An 18,942-nucleotide genomic window follows, 5' to 3' on the forward strand; every position below is an offset into this window, starting at 1 on the left:
GCCCGAAGGCCCCTTTGTTTTACACCTGCTTAAACCGTAACGGCTTAGGCGTGTTCGGCGTTGATTTCGGTCTCTGGGTACCAGACGTCGATCAACGGGCTGGCGGTGTAGTCGGTGACTTCACTGCGGCCCTTCAGCCAGGCTTCAACGGCGGCGCGTTGTTCTTCGCTGACCGAACCGCGTTTGGCCAGGCACACCAGACCGTAGTCTTCGCCGCCAACATAGCCCAGGCCGTTGTCTTTCATGGCCACACGCAGGAATTCGTCGAGGAAAGCGTCGATGTCCGCTTCGCTCAGGTCCGCTTTGAGGTTCAGGTTCAGCTCGAAGCCGAGCTCCTGGAATTCATCCACGCAGAGTTTTTTGCGCAGGCGGCGGGAACGGTTAGTAGCCATGGAACAATCCTCAAAAGTGATAACGCGCGGCACTTTACCAGCAAAGGCTGCGCCGTGCCCGACTCTCTGCCGGGCGCCCGTAATGCAGCGGACAAAATTGCACCACTACTCGGCAAACTGTAGAACGCTTCGGGCATAATGCCGGCACTTTCTCCGCGCATTTGGGAACCTGTGAGCCCGAGCGCTTTCTTCTTTACGCCATCTTTCTTTTTTGGCCCTTGCCTGAAGGGTTTTTGCCAATGATCAAATCGCTTCGCCACCTCATCATCGCCAGCCTTTTGTTACCCGCCGCGCTGCCGGCATTTTCCGCCCCGCTGAACACCACCCTGCCCGCCTCCGTCCAGAAAGCCATGAAAGCCGGCAAGATCGGCAACGACTCGCTCTCCGTGGTCACGCTGCCCATGACCGGCGCCGGCACCCCCACCATCATCAACGCCGATGTCTCGGTGAACCCGGCTTCCACCATGAAGCTGATCACCACGTACGCCGCCCTGGAACTGCTCGGCCCCACTCACCAGTGGAAAACCGAGTTCTACGGCGACGGCCCGCTCAAAGACGGCGTGCTCAACGGCAACCTCTACCTTAAAGGTGGCGGTGACCCGAAGCTGAACATGGAAAAACTCTGGCTGCTGATGCGCGACCTGCGCGCCAACGGTGTGCTGCGGGTAACGGGCGATCTGGTGCTGGACCGGTCATTTTTTGTACAGCCGCAACTGCCGGTCTTCGATGACGACGGCAAGGACGACAACAAGCCCTTCCTGGTGACGCCCGACTCGCTGCTGGTAAACCTCAAAGCCGTGCGCATGATCACCCGCGCCGAGGGCGGCAAGGTGAATGTGATGATGGAGCCGCCGCTGACCAACGTGCGCATCGACAACCGCGTCAAATACGTGGCCAAAGGCAAGTGCGCCGGCGACGTGCGCTACAACCCGGTCACCGAATTCGACGGCACCACCTTGGTGGTCACCGGCCAGCAAAACGAAGGCTGCAACACCCAGTCGTACCTGTCGCTGCTCGACCACGCGGGTTACGCCGCTGGCGCCGTAAGGGCGATCTGGCAGGAACTGGGCGGCACCATCATGGGTAAAGATCGCGTCGACGTCGTGCCCAAAAGCGGCACCTTGCTGGCACGCGCCTTTTCCCCGGATTTGGCCGAAATCATCCGCGACATCAATAAATTCAGTAACAACACCATGGCGCGCCAGCTGTTCCTGAGCCTGGGCGCCGAATTTCGCAACAGCGCCGATGGCGACGACGCCAAGGCGGCGCAACGGGTGATTCGCCAATGGCTGGCGAAAAAAGGCATCACCGCCACCCACTTGGTCATGGAAAACGGCTCGGGTCTTTCCCGTGCTGAGCGGGTCAGCGCCCGGGAAATGGCGGCCATTCTGCAAACCGCCTGGAAGGGCCCGTACGCCGCCGAGTTCATCAGTTCGCTGCCCATCGTCGGCATGGACGGCACCATGCGCAAACGCCTGAAAAACACACCGCTTAATGGCGATGCGCACATCAAGACCGGCACCCTCAACACCGTCCGCGCCATCGCCGGTTTTAGCCGCGACGCCAAGGGCGACACCTGGGCAGTGGTGGCCATCCTCAACGACCCACGCCCCTGGGGCGCTTCGGCGATTCTTGATCAGGTGCTGCTCGACCTGTACCGCCGCGCGGATTGATAAAGCCATCGCGGCTAGAGCCGCTCCTACAACCACCCGCAACCTTGTAGGAGCGGCTTCAGCCGCAATTCCTGAAAACACCATTACCCGACCACTTTAAGCACTCCCCTACAACGCGACGGGAAATTGGCTACAGATGATTTCCCCCGGCAGCAGATTGCCAGTACTCGCCAAACAACCGGCAACCCGGCGGCAAAAATCAGCCGCAAACACCTCAAACACAATCACAACCTATTGTTTTATAACGCATTTATAAGACAAATCCGCACCTGGCACACTATTCGCTATAGGCACCTTGTCGCCGCATTTCGCGCATGAGGTTCCCCCGACATGGTCCCGCCAAGCAAAACAAACACAATCGACTTTGACGCCGCCAAACTGCAGCGCCTGGGCTTTGCCAGCAACCGCACGCAGTCGCTGCGTCCAGTCTCGTTGGCGCAACTGCGGCAGAAGCTGAACCTGCAATTGCAGACCAGCCTGGAAGTCGAGCGGATCCTGGAAATCTTCTTTCGCGAAGTGCAACGCCTGGTGCCGCTGCACGCGGTGGCGTATCAGCAGCCTTCCGCCGACCTGCGTCTGGAGCTTGGCGTGCGTGCCACCCACTCGGCCGGCTACCGCTTGAACCACGACGGCGAATACCTGGGCGAGCTGATTTTTCGCCGCAACCAGCGCTTCTCCGAAGAAGAATTGAGCCAACTGGAATCGCTGCTGGCGTGCATGCTGTTTCCGTTGCGCAACGCCCTGCTCTACCGCAAAGCCGTGCAGTGCGCGCTGCGCGATCCATTGACCGACACCGGCAACCGCATCGCCATGGACCAAGCCTTGCAGCGCGAAGTCGACTTGGCGCGCCGCAACCTGCAACCGTTGTCGGTGCTGATGCTCGACGTCGATCATTTCAAACACATCAACGACACCCACGGCCACAGCACCGGCGACGAAGTGCTGCGCGCCATGGCCGATACGCTGAAAGCACAGCTGCGCAATATCGATATGATTTTCCGCTTTGGCGGCGAAGAGTTTCTGGTGCTGCTGTCCAACACCAGCCGCGAAGGCGCGGCCATGGTCGGCGAGCGCCTGCGCTTCGCGGTGCAAGAGTTGCAATGCACCGCCCAGGGCCAGCACATTGATGTATCGGTCAGCCTCGGCTGCGCCTGCCTGCTGCCGGGCGAATCGGTAGACAGCCTGATGCGCCGCGCGGACAACGCGCTGTACGTGGCCAAACGCGAAGGCCGTAATCGCTTGACCATGGCGGGTTGAACACCCGTTTCCAAGCGCGGGAATGACGGGAGGTTTTTACGGCGGTGAACCTCAACGCGAAAAAAAGGCCAGTCAATCGACTGGCCTTTTTCGTTACAGCGCAACCCGACTTATTGCTCTTCGGGTGCTTCTTCCGGCATTTCTTCCGGGGCTTCTTCGTCGAGAGCGCCAGCGTCTGGCTGCTCTTCGTCCGGCACGTAGCCTTCCGGCTGTTCTTCACCGGCACCGCCGCCCAGGCCACCGGCCTTGGACATCACCAACATGGCGAACTCTTCCACCGACATTTTCTGGTCGTTGAAGGTGACTTCGTTGTTGGCGTAATGCAGGTTCGATTCGAGCTTGTCGCCTTTGAGCACGATCATCTCGGTCGACAGCGCCATGCCGCTGCCCATCTCGGTAAACATGGCGGCTTGGTCGTCGATGGCCTTCTGGTCGGTTTCGCCGGCAATTGCCGCCTGAACACGCACGCCATCACCGATCACGGCTTTGTCGATCGACAGTTTGGCATCGAGCTGCGTCAGCACTTGCTTGGCCATTTCTGGCGGTGGCAGGTCGAAGGATGCCGGCTTGTTGAAGTCCATCGCCAGGCTCACCAGCGCTTCGCCGTGGGCGGTTTTTACGCTGAATTTCTCCAGTGCAACGTGCGGTTTACCGGCCAGCAATTGGCCCACGTCGGCTTTGAGCTTTTCCTCTTCAGCTGGGGTGAACGCCATGTCTGGCGTTTCCTGGCCAAGTGCCTGGGCTTGCTGCACCGGCGCCAGTTTGTCTTTGTAGAGGTTGACCAGCGACTGCACGGCAGCGGCGTCAAAATCCTTCATGCGCCACAGCATGTGCAGACCGGCGATGTCTTTGCCGTCAAAGCTGACCTGTTCAATGTCGTAGGAGACATGACCGGCCAACTTGCCGTCGTTTTCTTCAAAGGTGCCGGCCTGAGCGATATTTTTGATCACTACCGGCGGCTTGCCGGCCACGGCGATCGAGGCAGTGGCCAGCTTGACGCTGCTATCGCCGAGGTAGAACTCGCCGCTGCCCAGCTTTTGATCGCTGTCCAGGGTCAGGTCTTTCAGCTCGATTTTGATGGCTTCGCCATTGGCGTCGGTGCCGCTCAGTACCAGGCTGTCCATGCCGCCGGTCAGGGCCACGTCTTTAGCGTGGGCGCTGGCGTCGACTTCCAATTTCAGGCCGGAGAATTTGACGTTCTGCCCTTCTTGCGGGGCGAAGTCCAGCGGGGTCAGTTCGATGGTGCCGGTGGTGGACTGGTCGTAGCCGAGGCTGACCTGGCCGGTCAGTGGCGACTCGCCCTTGGCGGCGTCGAACCATTTCTGCGTCAGTTCGTTGGGTTCCAGCGCGTAGTTGCTGGTGGCCAGAACCGGCCAAAGGTTGAGCTTTTTCAAGCGCGCGGCAGGCAGCGGGCCGTGTTGGATGTTGTCGACCAGCAGCACTTCCATATGACGGGCCTCGCCTTCTGAGGCGGGCATGTCCAGGGTCAGCTTGTAGTGCGCGGTGCTGGTGAACAGGTGGCTGTCGAGCGACAGCAGTTCCAGCTTGCTGGTGATGCCGGTGCCCAGCAGCGCATCGGCGCCTTTCTGGTTAGCTTCGGCGATGGAGTTCTGCAATACGGTGGGCAATTGGGTGCCGGTGTACCAGGCGCCTGCGGTACTGATGACGCCTACCGCAACGATGATGCCTGCAGCGATTCCTGCTGATTTTTTCATGAGTCGACTCAACGAATGTCCATGTTTATGTATGCGCCTTCCTGGCCGGAGGAGACCCGTGCGCCACAGGCGCCGCACAGCGAAAGCGGCGGCTATGGTAGCACTGTGGCGCGGTTCGAGGCTGTGTCGCTTATCGCTCTTCGAGAATTTTCACCGTGGGCGTGGTTGGGTCGGTCTTGACCCAGTCCGTGAGCAGGCTATACGCCACCGCTAACAAGGTCGGCCCGAGGAACAAGCCCATAAAGCCGAACGCCAACAAGCCGCCAAACACCCCGAGCAGCACCACCACCAGCGGCAGGTTGCCGCCACGGCTGATCAGGTAAGGCTTGAGCACGTTGTCGACGCCACTGACGATAAACGTGCCCCAGATACCGAGGAAAATGGCGAAGCCATATTCCCCTTTCCACGCCAGCCACACGGTGGCGGGAATCCACACCAGCGGCGGCCCCATGGGGATCAGGCTGAACACGAAGGTCAAAATGCCGAGCAGCAAGGCGCCGGGCACGCCGGCGATCCAAAAACCAATCAAGGCCAACACGGCCTGGGCAGCAGCGGTGCCGATCACGCCATTGACCACGCGTTGCACGGTGCCGGCCACCAGGTGCTGGTAATAATCGGCGCGCTCACCGATCAAGCGGTGCAGGCCTTTGCTTACCAGCGCCGCCATGGCCGGGCCGTCGCGGTAGAAGAAGAACACCAACACCAGACTCAGGGTCAGTTCCAACATGCCGCCGCCGATTTTGGCGCTACGGGCCAGCAGCCAGTTGCCCACTTCGCCGAGGTACGGTTTCACGCTGGCGAAAATCGCCGCGCCTTGCTGATCGATGCTCATCCACCAGCCCACCAGGCGCTCGCCCAGCAACGGCACGCGGCCCAGCCACTCGGGCGGCGCCGGCAGGCCTTGTACTTGCAGGTCTTTGACCAAGTTGACGGCATCGCGTATGTGGTCGGCCAGGTTGAAGCCCAACCACACCAGCGGCACCGCCACCAACACCATCCAGCCCAGGGTCAGGATGCCGGCCGCCAACGACACGCGGCCGCCCAGCCAGCGCGTGAGCAGCGGCATCAACGGCCAGCTGGCAAAGGCCAGCACGGCGGCCCAGAACAGCGCCGAGAAGAACGGCGCCAACACCCAGAGCGCGGCGCCCAACAGGGCCAGCAAAAGAATCTGGACCAGCAATCGGTCGTTATTGAGCATGTAGAGCTCCGAAGGGATGGGTAGCGATCTGAACGTGGGAACTTGAGCGAAAACTAGCGCAGCAGCTTAAAGGATAGGCCGTCGGTTTGCGCTGCATCGATTTCCAGGCGCGCCGCCCGCACGCGCTGCGCCACCAACGCATCGCGCCAGGCCTGAGCGTGTTCGCCGGCTAGGCTCACGCGCAACGTGCTGTCCTGATTGAGCGTGCGCCCCAACAGTTCGGCCCACGCCGCCACCGGCTCGCCGTCCAGCGCGGCAAATTCGAGTTCGCCGGTGTTGCGCAATTGCCGCAGCAAGGTCGCCGGTCCTGGCAGCAACTCGCCCAGTTCGGCGCCGTTATCCAACTGCTCCACATGCAGATACGCGCGACGATTGCCGCGCGTGATGCTGTACAGCGCCACCAGCGTGTTCTGCTTTGGCTCGGCCAGACGCAGCAGCAAATAGGCTTGCTGATCGTCGGCGCCCAGCAGCTTGGCGTTTCCAAACACCGAGTTCGCCCACAAGCTGCTGGAGCCACATTCGCGGCTTTCACACCAATACAGCAACTGCGCGCCCTGCTCTTGCAGCGCATCGCGGGCCGCGTTGAACGCTTGGCCGGAGGTATGTTCCGGCGGCAATTCATAGGTGACCGAGCGCATATGGCCGAGGCTGTCGACCTGGCGCTCATAGCGCAACGTGCCGCTGATGCGGCGAATGGAACCCAAGGGATAAATGCGTTCTTGCGCGGCGATGTCGCGGAAGTCGACGATTTCGGCGCGGGGGAAGCGCGGCAGAATGTCCAGGTCCTGACTGCCGGGCAAATCGGCAGCGAAAGTGGCGGAGCTAGCCACAGCAGCCAGGGCAATGGCCAGCAGGCGGTACACGCGCATAAAGGGTCTCGTTGTTCGTGTCAGCAAACGGGGCAGCTCGTTTAGCGCTGCCCAGCGAAGTCGCCCAGACTCCGCAGTTGCCTGGAGCAAGTCAAGAAGCGGAAAAAAACCTATTGAAACAGGCTGCTACCGCTTCGGCTCCGGCTTCGTCATCCAGATGCAAATGATGGCCGCCGGCCAGGCGCTGCACCTCGAATGGCAACCCTTCCAATGCCGACACCACCGTCGGCTGCGCATGCAACATGCCGCCCTCGGCCACTACCAGGCAGGCCGGGCACGCCACGCTGCGCACAAACACATCGGTGTGCGCCTGGGTAAAGCGCAGCGGCGAAGGCAACGTCAGGCGGCTGTCGGTGCGCCAGGTGTAACCGCCAGGCACCGGCATCAACCCGCGCTGTGCCAGCAACTGCGCAGCCTCGAAACTGACGCCGCCGACACCCTTCATGCGCGCCTTCACCGCTTGTTCGACCTTCTCGTACACCGGCTTGCGCTTGCCCGCCAATGCCAACTGCTCACGCAATGCCGAACCCAGCTTGGCCGGCGCCGACTCGGCTTCGCCGGTGAACGGCACCAAGCCGTCGATCAACGCCAAGCGCTCGATTCGCTCCGGCATGGAGGCCGCCAGCAACACCGAAACAATCGCGCCCATCGAGTGCCCCAACAACGAAAACTGCTGCCATCCGAACTGCTCCGCCACCAGCAACACGTCGTAGGCGTAGTCCCACAGCTGATAGTGCGCGCCCGCCGGGCGGTGATCGGAATGGCCGTGGCCGGCAAAATCCAATGCAATGATGCGCAGCCCTTCCAGCTTGGGCGCCAGGCGCGCGAAGCTCATGGCGTTGTCCAGCCAGCCGTGCAAGGCGATAACCGGCTTGCCGTCTTCAGGGCCGAACACATGGGCCGACAGTTCAATGTGCGGCAGGCTCAGGCGCACTTCTTCAAAGGAATAATTCATGCGGACTCCAGGCGGGCTTGCCAGCGGTCAAACAGGGTTTTGAGCAACTCGGCGGTCGCTTGTGGGCGCTCCAGCGGAAACATGTGCCCGCCCGGCAGCGTCAGGTACTGGCAATGCGGCAAACGCCGGATCGAGCGGGTGTGATGAGGCAACACCACGCGGCTGTGGCGGCCACGCACCATCGCCAACGGCACCTGCAACTGCTGCGGACGCCCCGGATTGCTATGGGGCACGCTGCGATAAATGCTGATTTCGGTGGCCGGGTCGAACAACAGTCGCAGGCCTTCGCCGTTGGCTTGCAGGCCGTGCTGCACGTAAGCGTCAAGGCATTCCGGATCGAAGCGGCGAAACAGTGATTTGGCCGAAAAATAATCGCGCGCCTCGGCGATATCGCTGAACTCCTCACGCCGCCCGAGCGTGCGACCGGCCGGGGTAATGCGATCGATAAAACCAAAACGCTTGGCCGCGCGGATAACGATGCGGTCAGCCAGCGTAAGCACCGGCGAATCGAGCATCACCACCCCGCGATACAACTCGGGATGACGCAGCGCCGCGTGGTAATGCAGCACCCCGCCTAGCGAATGCCCCACGCCCCACACCGGCTCTGGCCGTTCGCGCAGGTGATGCACCAGCTCGTCGACAAGGTTTCCCCAGTTGTCATCCACCGGGAAACGCGGGTCATGGCCGTGTTGCGGCAAATGCGAGACCTCGTATTCCGGCGCCAGCGCGGCGAACAGCTTGCCGTACGTGGCTGACGGGAAACCGTTGGCATGGGCGAAAAAAACCGATTGCGGCATACAGGGAAGCTTCCAGGACAAACCTGTGGCGATTGTCCGTAAGCGGTGGCGGCGCGGCAATGACTGTAAGTGCCGGGAATGATGGCGATACGGCCAGGGCGTATGGGCGCGAGGATTCGCATCCCCGGGGATCAAGAGCATCGCGGCTAAAGCCGCTCCTACAGAAGCTCGCAAACTGTGGGAGCGGCTTTAGCCGCGATGCTTTTAACCGGTCACACCGGCGGCGGCATATTCCCCAACGGCACAATCGCCATGGTCAGCCGCGAAATACAGCTCGGCTTCCCCTGCTCATCCGTCAGGCGAATATCCCAAACATGGGTCGTGCGCCCCAAATGAATGGGCCGCGCCACGGCCGTGACGCGCCCACTGCGCACGCCGCGCAGGTGGTTGGCGTTCACTTCCAGGCCCACGCAGTAAAATTTGGAGCTGTCGATACACAGGTAACTGGCGGTGCTGCCAAGGGTTTCGGCGAGCACCACCGAAGCGCCACCGTGCAGCAGACCGTAGGGTTGGTGGGTGCGTGAGTCGACCACGATGCTGGCGGTGATCGACTCCTCATCGAAGGCGTCGAAACGGATGTCCAGCACTTCGCTGATGGTGTTTTTACGCAGGCTGTTCAGGGCCTGCAAATCGGGGGTGGTGCGCCACAGGCTCATGCCGGTTCCTTCTTGTCAGTCATGCCAAACCAGGGCTTCGCGCCGGCCCGACCATTCGGCGAAGCGCGCGGCGTAAGCGTCTTCTACCACGCTGCGTTTGATTTTCAGCGTGGGTGTGAGGAAGCCGTTGTCCACTGCCCACACTTCTTTGAGCAGCACCAGGCCGCTGAGTTGTTCGTGCTTGTCGAGCGCGGCATTAACGTCGGCCAGCAGCGTTTTGAAGCTGCCTTCTAGCGCCGGTCGCGAGCCATTCAGGGCTTCTTCCCGGCCCACGTCGGAGAGCACGCACAAGGCCATCGGCTGTGGCATGCCATCGCCGACTACACAAACCTGCTCGATGCGCGGATGCACGGCCAGCAGGTTTTCAATCGGCGCCGGGGCGACGTATTTGCCTTTGCTGGTTTTGAAGATTTCCTTGATGCGGCCGGTCAGGCGCAGGTAGTGCTCGCTGTCTTGTTCGCCCTTATCGCCGGTGCGCAGAAATCCGTCTTCGGTGATGGTTTCGGCGGTGCGTTCGGGGTCTTTGTAGTAGCCCTGCATGGTCGCCGGACTGCGCACCTGCACTTCGCCGAGCTCGCTGATGCGCACTTCCACGCCGGGGCTGGACTGGCCGATCCAGCCGGGGCGGTTTTTGCCCTTTCGGCAGATGTGCGAATAGCCGCAGTTTTCGGTCATGCCGTACACCTCGAGCACATCCAGGCCCAGGCGCTGGTACCAATGCAGCAACGCTTCAGGCACCGGCGCGGCACCCGACAAGGCGTAACGCACGGCGTCCAGGCCCAGACCGGCGAGCACTTTGTGGCCGACGCGTTTGCCAATGAACGGAATCTTTAGCAGGAAATCCAGGCGTTCGGCGGGCATTTTGCTGTACACGCCCATCTGGAATTTGGTCCAGATGCGCGGCACGCCGAATATCAAGGTGGGACGCGCGCGGCGCAGGTCGACTAGGAAGGTATCGAGGCTTTCGGCGAAGAACACGGTTTCGCCGGCGTACAAGGAATTCAGCTCAACGAACATGCGCTCGGCCACGTGGCACAGCGGCAGGTATGAAAGCAGGCGGTCCTCTTCGGTGGCCTGGAACAGTTCGGTGCCATGGCCGGCGGCGAAGGCGAAATTGCCGAAGTTGTGCATCACGCCTTTGGGCGTGCCGGTGGTGCCGGAGGTGTACACGATGGTGGCGAGTTGGTCGTGGGCGCCGGTGGGGTTGTCGCGGATCGGCGTGCAGGCTTGCAGGTCGCTCCACTGCACGTCGAAGGTGCCTTCGGGGTGCAACGGCAAGGCGATGGTGCGAATGCCTTCAGGAATGCCCGGCGCCATGGTCGGCCAGTCGTCGAGCTTGCCAACAAACACCAGCGCGGCTTCCGAGTGCGTGAGCACCTGGCGCACAGAGTCGGCGGTGAGGTTGGGGTAAAGCGGCACCGATACATGGCCGGCCATCCAGATGGCCAGGTCGGTGATGATCCAGTGCGCGCAGTTTTTCGACACCAGCGCAATGCGGCTCCCCATCGGCAGCTCCTGGGCGCGCAGCCAGTTCGCGGCGCGGCGGGCTTGGTCGCCGACATCCGCCCAGCTCAGTTCCAGCACCTGGCCGCCTGGTAACGGCTGGACCATGTAGCGTTTATCGGGATGGCGAGCTTCGCGTTGGAAGAAAATCTCTAAGGGCAACACAGCAGCATTCGTCACAGGGCCTCCTCCTAATTATTTTTGTGGGGAAACAACATGCGGACTACAACGTGTGAAACGGGAAAACCTTGAAACCAAAACCAGCGAGTCAAAGAAAAACCAAGCACTTGCTTGGTTGGACTATTCCACGGCAAATGCGAATCGCGCAAGGGGAGAAATGTTTAGAACTGTAGCCAAGCCAGGCACGGTCTCTTAACGCCCTGCCCGCGCTCAGCACCTGGCGCACCATGTAGGACTTTTCTGAGGCACAATAGGCGACGCTTTTTTTTATCGCCCGGACCGTTCATGTTCAAATCTTTCCCGCTCCAGTGCGCCGCCCTGGCGCTCGTGCTGGCAGGTGTTGCCGGCTGTTCCTCGAACAACAAAGCCGTTTATGAGCACGAAAACTTTGCCGACTCCGGCACCTTTTCGCGCAACTACGCCGCCAACGACGCTGCTTCCTGCGAAGCCGCGCGCCGTGCCTTGTTGAGCCAGGGCTACATCATCACCAGCGCCGACCCGAAGCAAATCAGCGGGCACAAAAGCTTTCAGCAGTCAGGCGACGACCACCTGGAAATCACTTTTAACGTGGTGTGCACGGACGGCGGCGCCTCGGACCATCACTCGACGATGTTTGCCAACGCGCTGCAAGACCGTTACGCCCTGAAGAAACTCAACAACTCCGCCAGCCTGGGCGTGGGTGTGCTGGGGTCGGTGTCGATGCCGATTGGCTCGACGGATGATTCGCTGGTGAAAGTGGCCAGCGAGACGGTGTCGTCGGCGAAATTTTACGAGCGCTTCTTTGCTCTGGTGGAAGTGTTCCTGCCGCCGCCGGTAAAAGCCGCAGAGCCTGCGCCGGAGCCTGTGCCAGTTCCGCAGCAGCTCGGCGTTCCGGAACCGCAGGCCGCCGCGCCTGCCGCAGCGCCAGTTATTCAGCCAGAAGTAATGCCGGTAACTGAGCCGGCGCCCGCGCCCGCCATTGAACCGCTGGACGAGCCGCCGCTGGAGCCGATGATCATCCTGCAGCCCAGAAGTGAAGTGCCCGCCGCTACGCCCTGACATCGATTCCAGCCCGTAGGAGCCAGCTTGCTGGCGAACCCTGGCAACCTCGGCTCAAGGTGGTGGCGCGGTTCGCGAGCAAGCTCGCTCCTACAGAAAAGGCAACAGCCGCGCCGCTACTCCGGATGGTTCAGCGACACCAGTTCCATCAACCCCGCCGCTGCAAAATCTCCTTCCAGCTCTACCAAGCTCGCGGTGCGCAAGGCCACCGGTTCCTGGCGGTGGCCGTGAATCAACAGCCCGGCAAGTTCGCCCAGGAACGGGTTGTGGCTGACCAGCAGAATCTCGCTTTCTTCGCGTTCATCCAGATACGCCAAGGCGTCGCGCACGCTGCTCTCGGGCGTGGCCCAAGGCGCTGTGCCGACTGCGTTGCGAAAGCCAATGGCCTGACGAACCAGCTCGGCGGTCTGCTGCGCGCGCAAGTACGGGCTGGCAAGAATGGCGCTGATGCTCTGCCCTTTCAGGTGCTCGGCGCTGCGCAGCACTTCGTCGCGACCGTTAGGTGTCAGCGGCCGCCCGGCATCGGTCGGGGCTTGGGGAAAGGCTTCACCGTGGCGCAATAACCACAGGCGCATCAGAGCTTGGGCTCTTCGTCGCGAACCGGATGCGGTGCGGGTGGAATGCTGTGGGCCGCTTCGCCGTCCGCCGCACGGGCAGTGGGCCAATCCGCGAACGGCCAGGGTTTTTCTTCGGTGTTGAAAGTGCCGAACCGGCCGATCTGCGCGAGGTATTGGCTCAGGCTGTCGCCAAAGGCCAGCAACGTGGCGTTCGGTGCGCCGTAAAACAGGCGATAGCCCAATTGCAGCAAAACAACGAAGCCCAGTAGCGTCGCGGCTACCTGCCAGCACAGGGTGAACACCAGCATCCAGAGGATGCGCAAGCCAATCGACTCACGCTCGAGGCTCTTGTTGAGGGGATCGCTCATGGCATGTTCCTTATCAAGAAACGGTCAGAAACCGGTGGTGGAAATAAAGTCGACGTCGGTTTTCGGCTCGGCCAGCATCAGCCGCTCGATCACCTGCGCCAGCGTGCGCCCCTCGAAGAGAATGGCGTGCAAACCGGTCACCAGCGGCATGTAGGTTTGCAGTTCTTCGGACTTCACCTTGAGCACTTTCAGGGTGTTTACACCTTCGGCTACTTCGCCCAAACGGGTCACGGCATCTTCAAGGCTCAAGCCTTCGCCCAAGGCATAGCCAACCTGAAAGTTGCGGCTTTTCGGCGACGAGCAGGTGACGATCAAATCGCCGACCCCGGCCAAGCCCAGGAAGGTCATGGGGTTGGCGCCAAGCTTGACGGCGAAGCGGGTCATCTCCGCCAGGGCGCGGGTAATCAACATGCTCTTGGTGTTCTCGCCCATCTCCAGCGCAGCGGCCATGCCGGCGATGATGGCGTAGACGTTTTTCAGCGCCCCGCCCAATTCCACGCCAAAGCGGTCGGCGCTGGCATACACGCGAAAGGTGCGGCCGTGCAACGCGGCTTGCACGCGCTGGCAGAGCTCGTCGTCTTCGCTGGCCACCACCGTTGCGGTCAGCTCATGGCCGGCGATTTCCTTGGCCAGGTTCGGCCCGGACAACACGCCAAGGCGCGCTTGCGGGGCAATTTCTTCGATGATTTGGCTCATCAGCTTGAAGCTCTGCGCCTCAATGCCCTTGGTCAGGCTGACCAGCATTTTGCCGGCCAGCACCTCGGCAAACGGCTGCAATACGGTACGCAGGGCGCTGGACGGCAAGGCGACGAATACCAGTTGGCAAGCACTGAGCGTGGCGGCGAGGTCGGTGCCGGGGACCACGTTAGGGTGAATTTTCACGCCTTTGAGGTAACGCGGATTCTCGCGGTTGGTGCGAATGGCCTCGGCCTGCTCCGGGTCGCGCATCCATTGGTGCACCGGGTTGCCGTTCTCGGCCAACAAGTTGGCGATGGCGGTGCCAAAGCTGCCGCCGCCCAGAACGGCAATGGCGGGTACTGCGATGGAGTGCTGATCTGTCATAACCAATCCGTAGTGAGCCATCGTGCGTGGCGAGCTGCCGGCATTATTACGGAGCAACCGGGCCGCGGCCAGTGTTGCACGCTACCCTTGGACAGGCCGTGGGCAAAAACCGCTAATGCTGCGCAAAAGGCGCTGCGCCGATGGCGGTTTGAACAGGTAGACTTGCCGACTTTCGAAGAACGCCCCCGCAGCACTAGGCATCGGTACGGTTCTTAGCTGCGACAGGAACGTCGAACGTAGCGAGCGCAGCGTTTTGAAAGGAGAGTTTTGATCCCATGAACCTTCGCCGAGGCTGGGACATCCACACCCGCACACAGCTGATCAGCGTAGGCCCGGCTCTGCTGCTGACGCTGTTGCTGACCGGTTTTTTCACCTTTGTGCGCTTGCAGGATCTGCGTCAGGAGCTGAACCACACCGGCCAACTGATTGCCAACCAACTGGCACCGGCGACTGAATACGGCGTAATTGCCGGCAATATTCAAGTACTCAACACCCTGCTTAAAGCAACCCTTGATACGCCCCATGTGCGCTTTATTGAAGTGCGCGACCGTCAAGACAACATTCTCGCCTACGAAGAACAAGCCTCCCCGCAAGACAAAAGCGCGACCCAGGTGGAAATTTTCCACGCGCCCATTCATTTGCAACGCCTGGCGCTGAGCAAAGACCTGCCCTATTCCGCCAGCGCCGGCGGTAACCATCTGGACAACGACTACCTCGGCCGCGTGGTGGTGGGCATGTCCAACGATGCGTTTAACAGCCAGCAGCAGACCATTCTGCTCAAGGCCACGGTGCTCGCCCTCTTCGCCCTGCTGCTCACCTTCCTGGTGGCGCGGCGCCTGGCGCGGCGGTTATCGCAACCGATCAGCACCATGGCCGATGCGGTGAAGGCGATTCAGGCCGGCAACTACCGCACCGCGTTGCCAGAGGTGGACGACAACGAGCTGGGCGGCCTGGCGCGGCACATCAACAACCTCGCCAGCGCGTTGGAACAAGCCAGCACCGAGCAGCAGCAAAGCATCGCGCAGTTGGTCAAAGCGCGCGAAGAATCGGAGCAGGCCAACCGCGCCAAGTCCGACTTCCTGGCGATGATGAGCCACGAATTGCGCACCCCCATGAACGGCGTGCTGGGCATGCTGCAGTTGCTGGAAACCACGGAAATGACCGACGAGCAGGCCGAATACGCGGCGCTGGCGACGGAGTCCACGGAGCACTTGCTCAAGGTCATCAACGATATTCTCGACTTCTCGCGAATCGAGCGCGGCGCGCTGGAGTTGGAGCGCATCACCTTCAACCTGCTGGAGCTGATCCAGAGTTCCGCCCAGGTGTTTCAGCACAGCGCCAACCAGCGTGGCCTGACGTTGCAGCTGGATACCCAGGCCGGGCTGGAGCAATTGGTGGTCAAAGGCGACCCCACGCGCATTCGGCAGATTCTGGTCAACCTGCTCGGCAACGCGCTGAAGTTCACCGAAGAAGGCACCATTCGTATCGAAACCCGCTGGCAGGCGCTCGACAACGAGGTGCTGTGGTTCAGCTGCGCCGTGCGCGACAGCGGCATCGGCATTTCCCCGCAGCGCTTGGAGCACATGTTTGACGCCTTCCAGCAGGCCGACACTTCCATTTCGCGGCGCTACGGCGGCACGGGCCTCGGGCTGCCCATCGCGCGCACCTTGGCCGAACGCATGGGCGGCACGCTGAACGCGCAGAGCCAGGAAGGCAGTGGTTCGGTGTTCACCCTGGAAATTCCACTGCCGTTCGCCCGTCAAAGCGAACGCCCCGCCGAGCAAAGCGTGGACGACGCCAGCTCCGGCAGCGGCCATAAAGTGCTGCTGGTCGAAGACAACCCGGTGAACCAGACGGTGATCGAAGCCATGCTGCGCAGTTTGGGTTACCAGGTCAGCCTGGTGGGCGACGGCGCCCAGGCGCTCAGTAGCGTGGAGCGCCACGAATTCGCCGCCGTGCTGATGGATTGCCGGCTGCCGGTGATGGACGGTTATGAAGCGACGCGGCAGATCCGCCGCCTGGTTGATCGGGCCGATCTGCCGATCATCGCCCTGACTGCCAATGCATTGCAGGGCGACCGCGAGGCGTGCCTGCAAGCCGGCATGAATGACTATTTGGCCAAACCGTTCAAACGCGCCGACCTGCAACGCATCTTGCAGGCGTGGGTGGCACCCCGACCTTTGGCGAGTAGTCAGAGCAATGCATGAAAACGGAACATGCCGGGCTGTCACATACTCGTAATAGCGTTACAACATTGTGCTCAACAGGGTGAAACCCAGCCGCCGCAGACAGTGGTAGAGTGCGTCGGGCACGGTGTGGGGCATGGCTCTCAACGGCGCACGGAACATTCGGTGTACAACTGTGCTCAGAGCCTGTGACTTTCATTTCAACGCAACAGTCTATGACTACGCTGGTCGCGACAACGCCCTACAGAACGGGCAATGCAGTGATCGTTCGCACCGGCCTAGATGATTCGCTTAGCCCTGCCGCACGGGGATTATTGAGGAGCTCGCATGTCCAAACAGAACGCTTACACTCGGGAAGACTTGCTGCGCTGCAGTCGTGGCGAGCTATTCGGCCCAGGTAACGCGCAACTGCCCGCCCCCAACATGCTGATGGTCGATCGCATCACGCATATCAGCGACACCGGCGGTAAATACGGCAAAGGCGAGTTGGTTGCCGAACTCGATATCAACCCGGACCTGTGGTTCTTCGCCTGCCACTTCGAAGGCGACCCGGTAATGCCAGGCTGCTTGGGCCTGGATGCCATGTGGCAGCTGGTGGGTTTCTACCTCGGCTGGCAGGGCAACCCCGGCCGCGGCCGCGCCCTGGGTTCGGGCGAAGTGAAATTTTTTGGCCAGGTGCTGCCCACGGCCAAGAAAGTCACCTACAACATTCATATCAAACGCACCATCAACCGCTCCCTGGTGTTGGCGATTGCCGACGGCACGGTGAGTGTCGATGGTCGCGAGATCTACAGTGCCGAAGGTTTGCGCGTCGGCCTGTTCACTTCCACTGATAATTTTTAAGGGTTATCCGCATGCGTCGCGTCGTGATCACCGGTTTGGGCATCGTCTCGTGCCTGGGCAATGATAAAGACACCGTCTCCGCCAACCTGCGTGCTGGCCGTGCCGGTATCCGCCACAACCCGTCCTACGCTGAAATGGGGCTTCGCAGCCACGTTTCCGGCTCCGTTGACCTGAACCTTGAAGAGCTGATCGACCGCAAGGTGTTCCGCTTCATGGGCGACGCTGCCGCCTACGCTTACCTGTCGATGGAACAGGCGATCAAAGATTCGGGCCTGACCCCGGAACAGATCTCCAACCCGCGCACCGGCTTGATCGCCGGTTCCGGCGGCGCCTCCACCATCAACCAGATGGAAGCCATCGACACCCTGCGCGAAAAAGGCGTTAAACGCATTGGTCCGTACCGCGTCACCCGCACCATGGGCAGCACCGTGTCGGCCTGCTTGGCCACGCCGTTCCAAATCAAAGGCGTGAACTTCTCGATTTCCTCGGCCTGCGCCACCAGCGCGCACTGCATTGGCCAGGCAATGGAGCAAATTCAGTTGGGCAAGCAGGACGTCGTGTTTGCCGGCGGTGGCGAAGAAGAACACTGGAGCCAAAGTTGCCTGTTCGACGCCATGGGCGCCCTCTCCACCCAATACAACGACACCCCGGAAAAAGCATCCCGTGCTTACGATGCCAAGCGTGACGGCTTCGTGATTGCTGGCGGTGGCGGCATGGTGGTGGTCGAAGAGCTGGAACATGCGCTGGCGCGCGGCGCCAAGATTTACGCCGAAATTGTCGGCTATGGCGCCACCTCCGACGGCTACGACATGGTCGCCCCAAGCGGCGAAGGCGCGATCCGCTGCATGCAGCTGGCGCTGTCCACCGTCGACGGCCCGATCGACTACCTCAACACCCACGGCACCTCGACGCCGGTGGGCGATGTGGCAGAAATCAAAGGCGTGCGCGCGGTGTTTGGCGACAAAGCGCCGCCAATTAGCTCGACCAAAAGCTTGTCCGGTCACTCCCTGGGCGCCGCCGGCGTGCATGAAGCGATCTACTGCATGCTGATGATGGAAGGCAACTTCATTGCCGGCTCGGCCAACGTCGACGAGCTGGACCCGGAAGTGGCCGACATGCCAATCGCCACCAAAACCCAGGAAAACGTCACGCTTAACCACGTGATGAGCAACAGCTTCGGCTTCGGCGGCACCAACGCCACGCTGGTGATGAAGCGCTGGGCGGGTAAGTGATCTGATTTAACGATCACAAAAATCGAGGCTGAAGCGTCTCCCAAAACAGCTGAATTTTGAAGTGCGCCCCAAAAGTTGGACACCCATCCAACCTTTGGGGCTTCTTCCATGAGCAAGTACACAACACAGTTCAAGCTGTCTGTTATCACCGCCTTCTTTGAGCGAGGTCGAGGCTTTCGCTTTATCGCTGAGCAATTCCAGCTAGATCCCACCCTGCTTCGGCGCTGGGTAGAAGCCTATCGGTTGCATGGCGACGCCAGCCTGCAGGCCCGGCCAATCAGCTATAGCGCAGAGTTCAAGCTCGCTGTTCTTCAACAGATGTGGCGCGAAAATCTTTCTTTTCGTCGCGTGGCCGCGGTTTTCAATTTGGGTAATTCAACCCAAGTGGGCATATGGCAGCAGCAGTATTACAGTGGCGGCTTTGAAGCCCTGGAGTCAGCCAGGAAAGGACCGCCCGCCGT

The 18,942-nt window shown here is 61.2% G+C and carries 18 protein-coding genes; 7 read left to right on the plus strand and 11 right to left on the minus strand.

Going from position 1 to position 18,942, the window contains the following annotated elements; all coding sequences use genetic code 11:
• Window positions 1–44: 44 nt before the first annotated feature.
• Window positions 45–392 (minus strand): YggL family protein, encoded by a 348-nt coding sequence (locus AC0IW7_RS19660; RefSeq protein WP_122495675.1) that lies wholly within the window; start codon window positions 390–392, stop codon window positions 45–47.
• Between the two features lie 239 nt (window positions 393–631).
• Between AC0IW7_RS19660 and dacB the strand changes: the two genes are divergently transcribed.
• Complete coding sequence (dacB, locus tag AC0IW7_RS19665; protein WP_471820258.1) at window positions 632–2,065, plus strand: D-alanyl-D-alanine carboxypeptidase/D-alanyl-D-alanine endopeptidase; 1,434 nt, start codon at window positions 632–634, stop codon at window positions 2,063–2,065.
• Window positions 2,066–2,395: 330 nt separating this feature from the next.
• Window positions 2,396–3,322 carry a GGDEF domain-containing protein gene (locus AC0IW7_RS19670; RefSeq protein WP_122495671.1) on the plus strand — a complete coding sequence of 309 codons (927 nt, stop codon included), beginning with the start codon at window positions 2,396–2,398 and terminating at the stop codon, window positions 3,320–3,322.
• A 110-nt stretch (window positions 3,323–3,432) separates the two neighbouring features.
• Here the strand turns inward: AC0IW7_RS19670 and AC0IW7_RS19675 are convergent, their stop codons facing one another.
• The 7 genes from AC0IW7_RS19675 to AC0IW7_RS19705 form a co-directional block, all read right to left on the minus strand.
• Window positions 3,433–5,037, minus strand: coding sequence for a YdgA family protein (locus AC0IW7_RS19675; protein ID WP_471820259.1), 1,605 nt, complete (start codon window positions 5,035–5,037; stop codon window positions 3,433–3,435).
• Between the two features lie 130 nt (window positions 5,038–5,167).
• Window positions 5,168–6,235: an AI-2E family transporter gene (locus AC0IW7_RS19680; RefSeq protein WP_471820260.1), complete on the minus strand. Its 1,068-nt coding sequence runs from the start codon at window positions 6,233–6,235 to the stop codon at window positions 5,168–5,170.
• A 53-nt stretch (window positions 6,236–6,288) separates the two neighbouring features.
• Complete coding sequence (locus tag AC0IW7_RS19685; protein WP_471820261.1) at window positions 6,289–7,104, minus strand: DUF4892 domain-containing protein; 816 nt, start codon at window positions 7,102–7,104, stop codon at window positions 6,289–6,291.
• A gap of 91 nt (window positions 7,105–7,195) precedes the next feature.
• Window positions 7,196–8,059 (minus strand): alpha/beta hydrolase, encoded by an 864-nt coding sequence (locus AC0IW7_RS19690; RefSeq protein WP_471820262.1) that lies wholly within the window; start codon window positions 8,057–8,059, stop codon window positions 7,196–7,198.
• Window positions 8,056–8,856, minus strand: coding sequence for an alpha/beta fold hydrolase (locus AC0IW7_RS19695; protein WP_471820264.1), 801 nt, complete (start codon window positions 8,854–8,856; stop codon window positions 8,056–8,058). Before AC0IW7_RS19695 ends, AC0IW7_RS19690 begins: the two co-directional genes overlap by 4 nt.
• A gap of 212 nt (window positions 8,857–9,068) precedes the next feature.
• Window positions 9,069–9,512 carry a hotdog fold thioesterase gene (locus tag AC0IW7_RS19700; RefSeq protein ID WP_471820265.1) on the minus strand — a complete coding sequence of 148 codons (444 nt, stop codon included), beginning with the start codon at window positions 9,510–9,512 and terminating at the stop codon, window positions 9,069–9,071.
• A gap of 15 nt (window positions 9,513–9,527) precedes the next feature.
• A complete protein-coding gene (locus tag AC0IW7_RS19705) occupies window positions 9,528–11,195 on the minus strand; it encodes an AMP-binding protein (protein ID WP_471820266.1) in 1,668 nt (555 codons plus the stop codon).
• Window positions 11,196–11,480: 285 nt separating this feature from the next.
• Between AC0IW7_RS19705 and AC0IW7_RS19710 the strand changes: the two genes are divergently transcribed.
• Window positions 11,481–12,233 carry a DUF2242 domain-containing protein gene (locus AC0IW7_RS19710; RefSeq protein ID WP_471820267.1) on the plus strand — a complete coding sequence of 251 codons (753 nt, stop codon included), beginning with the start codon at window positions 11,481–11,483 and terminating at the stop codon, window positions 12,231–12,233.
• A gap of 116 nt (window positions 12,234–12,349) precedes the next feature.
• Here AC0IW7_RS19710 and sixA read toward each other — a convergent pair whose 3' ends face one another.
• From sixA to AC0IW7_RS19725, 3 genes are read right to left on the minus strand one after another with little or no spacing between them, the layout of a single operon-like run.
• On the minus strand, window positions 12,350–12,808 hold the full coding sequence (gene sixA, locus AC0IW7_RS19715; protein WP_471820268.1) for a phosphohistidine phosphatase SixA: 459 nt from the start codon (window positions 12,806–12,808) through the stop codon (window positions 12,350–12,352).
• Window positions 12,808–13,158 (minus strand): DUF4389 domain-containing protein, encoded by a 351-nt coding sequence (locus tag AC0IW7_RS19720; protein WP_471820270.1) that lies wholly within the window; start codon window positions 13,156–13,158, stop codon window positions 12,808–12,810. Before AC0IW7_RS19720 ends, sixA begins: the two co-directional genes overlap by 1 nt.
• A gap of 24 nt (window positions 13,159–13,182) precedes the next feature.
• Window positions 13,183–14,220 (minus strand): NAD(P)H-dependent glycerol-3-phosphate dehydrogenase, encoded by a 1,038-nt coding sequence (locus AC0IW7_RS19725; protein ID WP_471820271.1) that lies wholly within the window; start codon window positions 14,218–14,220, stop codon window positions 13,183–13,185.
• 275 nt (window positions 14,221–14,495) lie between these two features.
• Here AC0IW7_RS19725 and AC0IW7_RS19730 point away from each other — a divergent pair, with 275 nt between their 5' ends.
• The 4 genes from AC0IW7_RS19730 to AC0IW7_RS19745 form a co-directional block, all read left to right on the plus strand.
• Window positions 14,496–16,427, plus strand: a complete 1,932-nt coding sequence (locus AC0IW7_RS19730) for an ATP-binding protein (RefSeq protein WP_471820272.1) — start codon at window positions 14,496–14,498, stop codon at window positions 16,425–16,427.
• 306 nt (window positions 16,428–16,733) lie between these two features.
• A complete protein-coding gene (fabA, locus tag AC0IW7_RS19735; protein WP_122453141.1) occupies window positions 16,734–17,249 on the plus strand; it encodes a 3-hydroxyacyl-[acyl-carrier-protein] dehydratase FabA in 516 nt (171 codons plus the stop codon).
• An 11-nt stretch (window positions 17,250–17,260) separates the two neighbouring features.
• On the plus strand, window positions 17,261–18,481 hold the full coding sequence (gene fabB / locus AC0IW7_RS19740; protein ID WP_463382883.1) for a beta-ketoacyl-ACP synthase I: 1,221 nt from the start codon (window positions 17,261–17,263) through the stop codon (window positions 18,479–18,481).
• A 108-nt stretch (window positions 18,482–18,589) separates the two neighbouring features.
• Window positions 18,590–18,942, plus strand: a 353-nt coding sequence (locus AC0IW7_RS19745) for a transposase (protein WP_471820274.1), incomplete at its 3' end; no start/stop codon positions are given.

Source organism: Pseudomonas sp. AC229, from assembly GCF_979254655.1.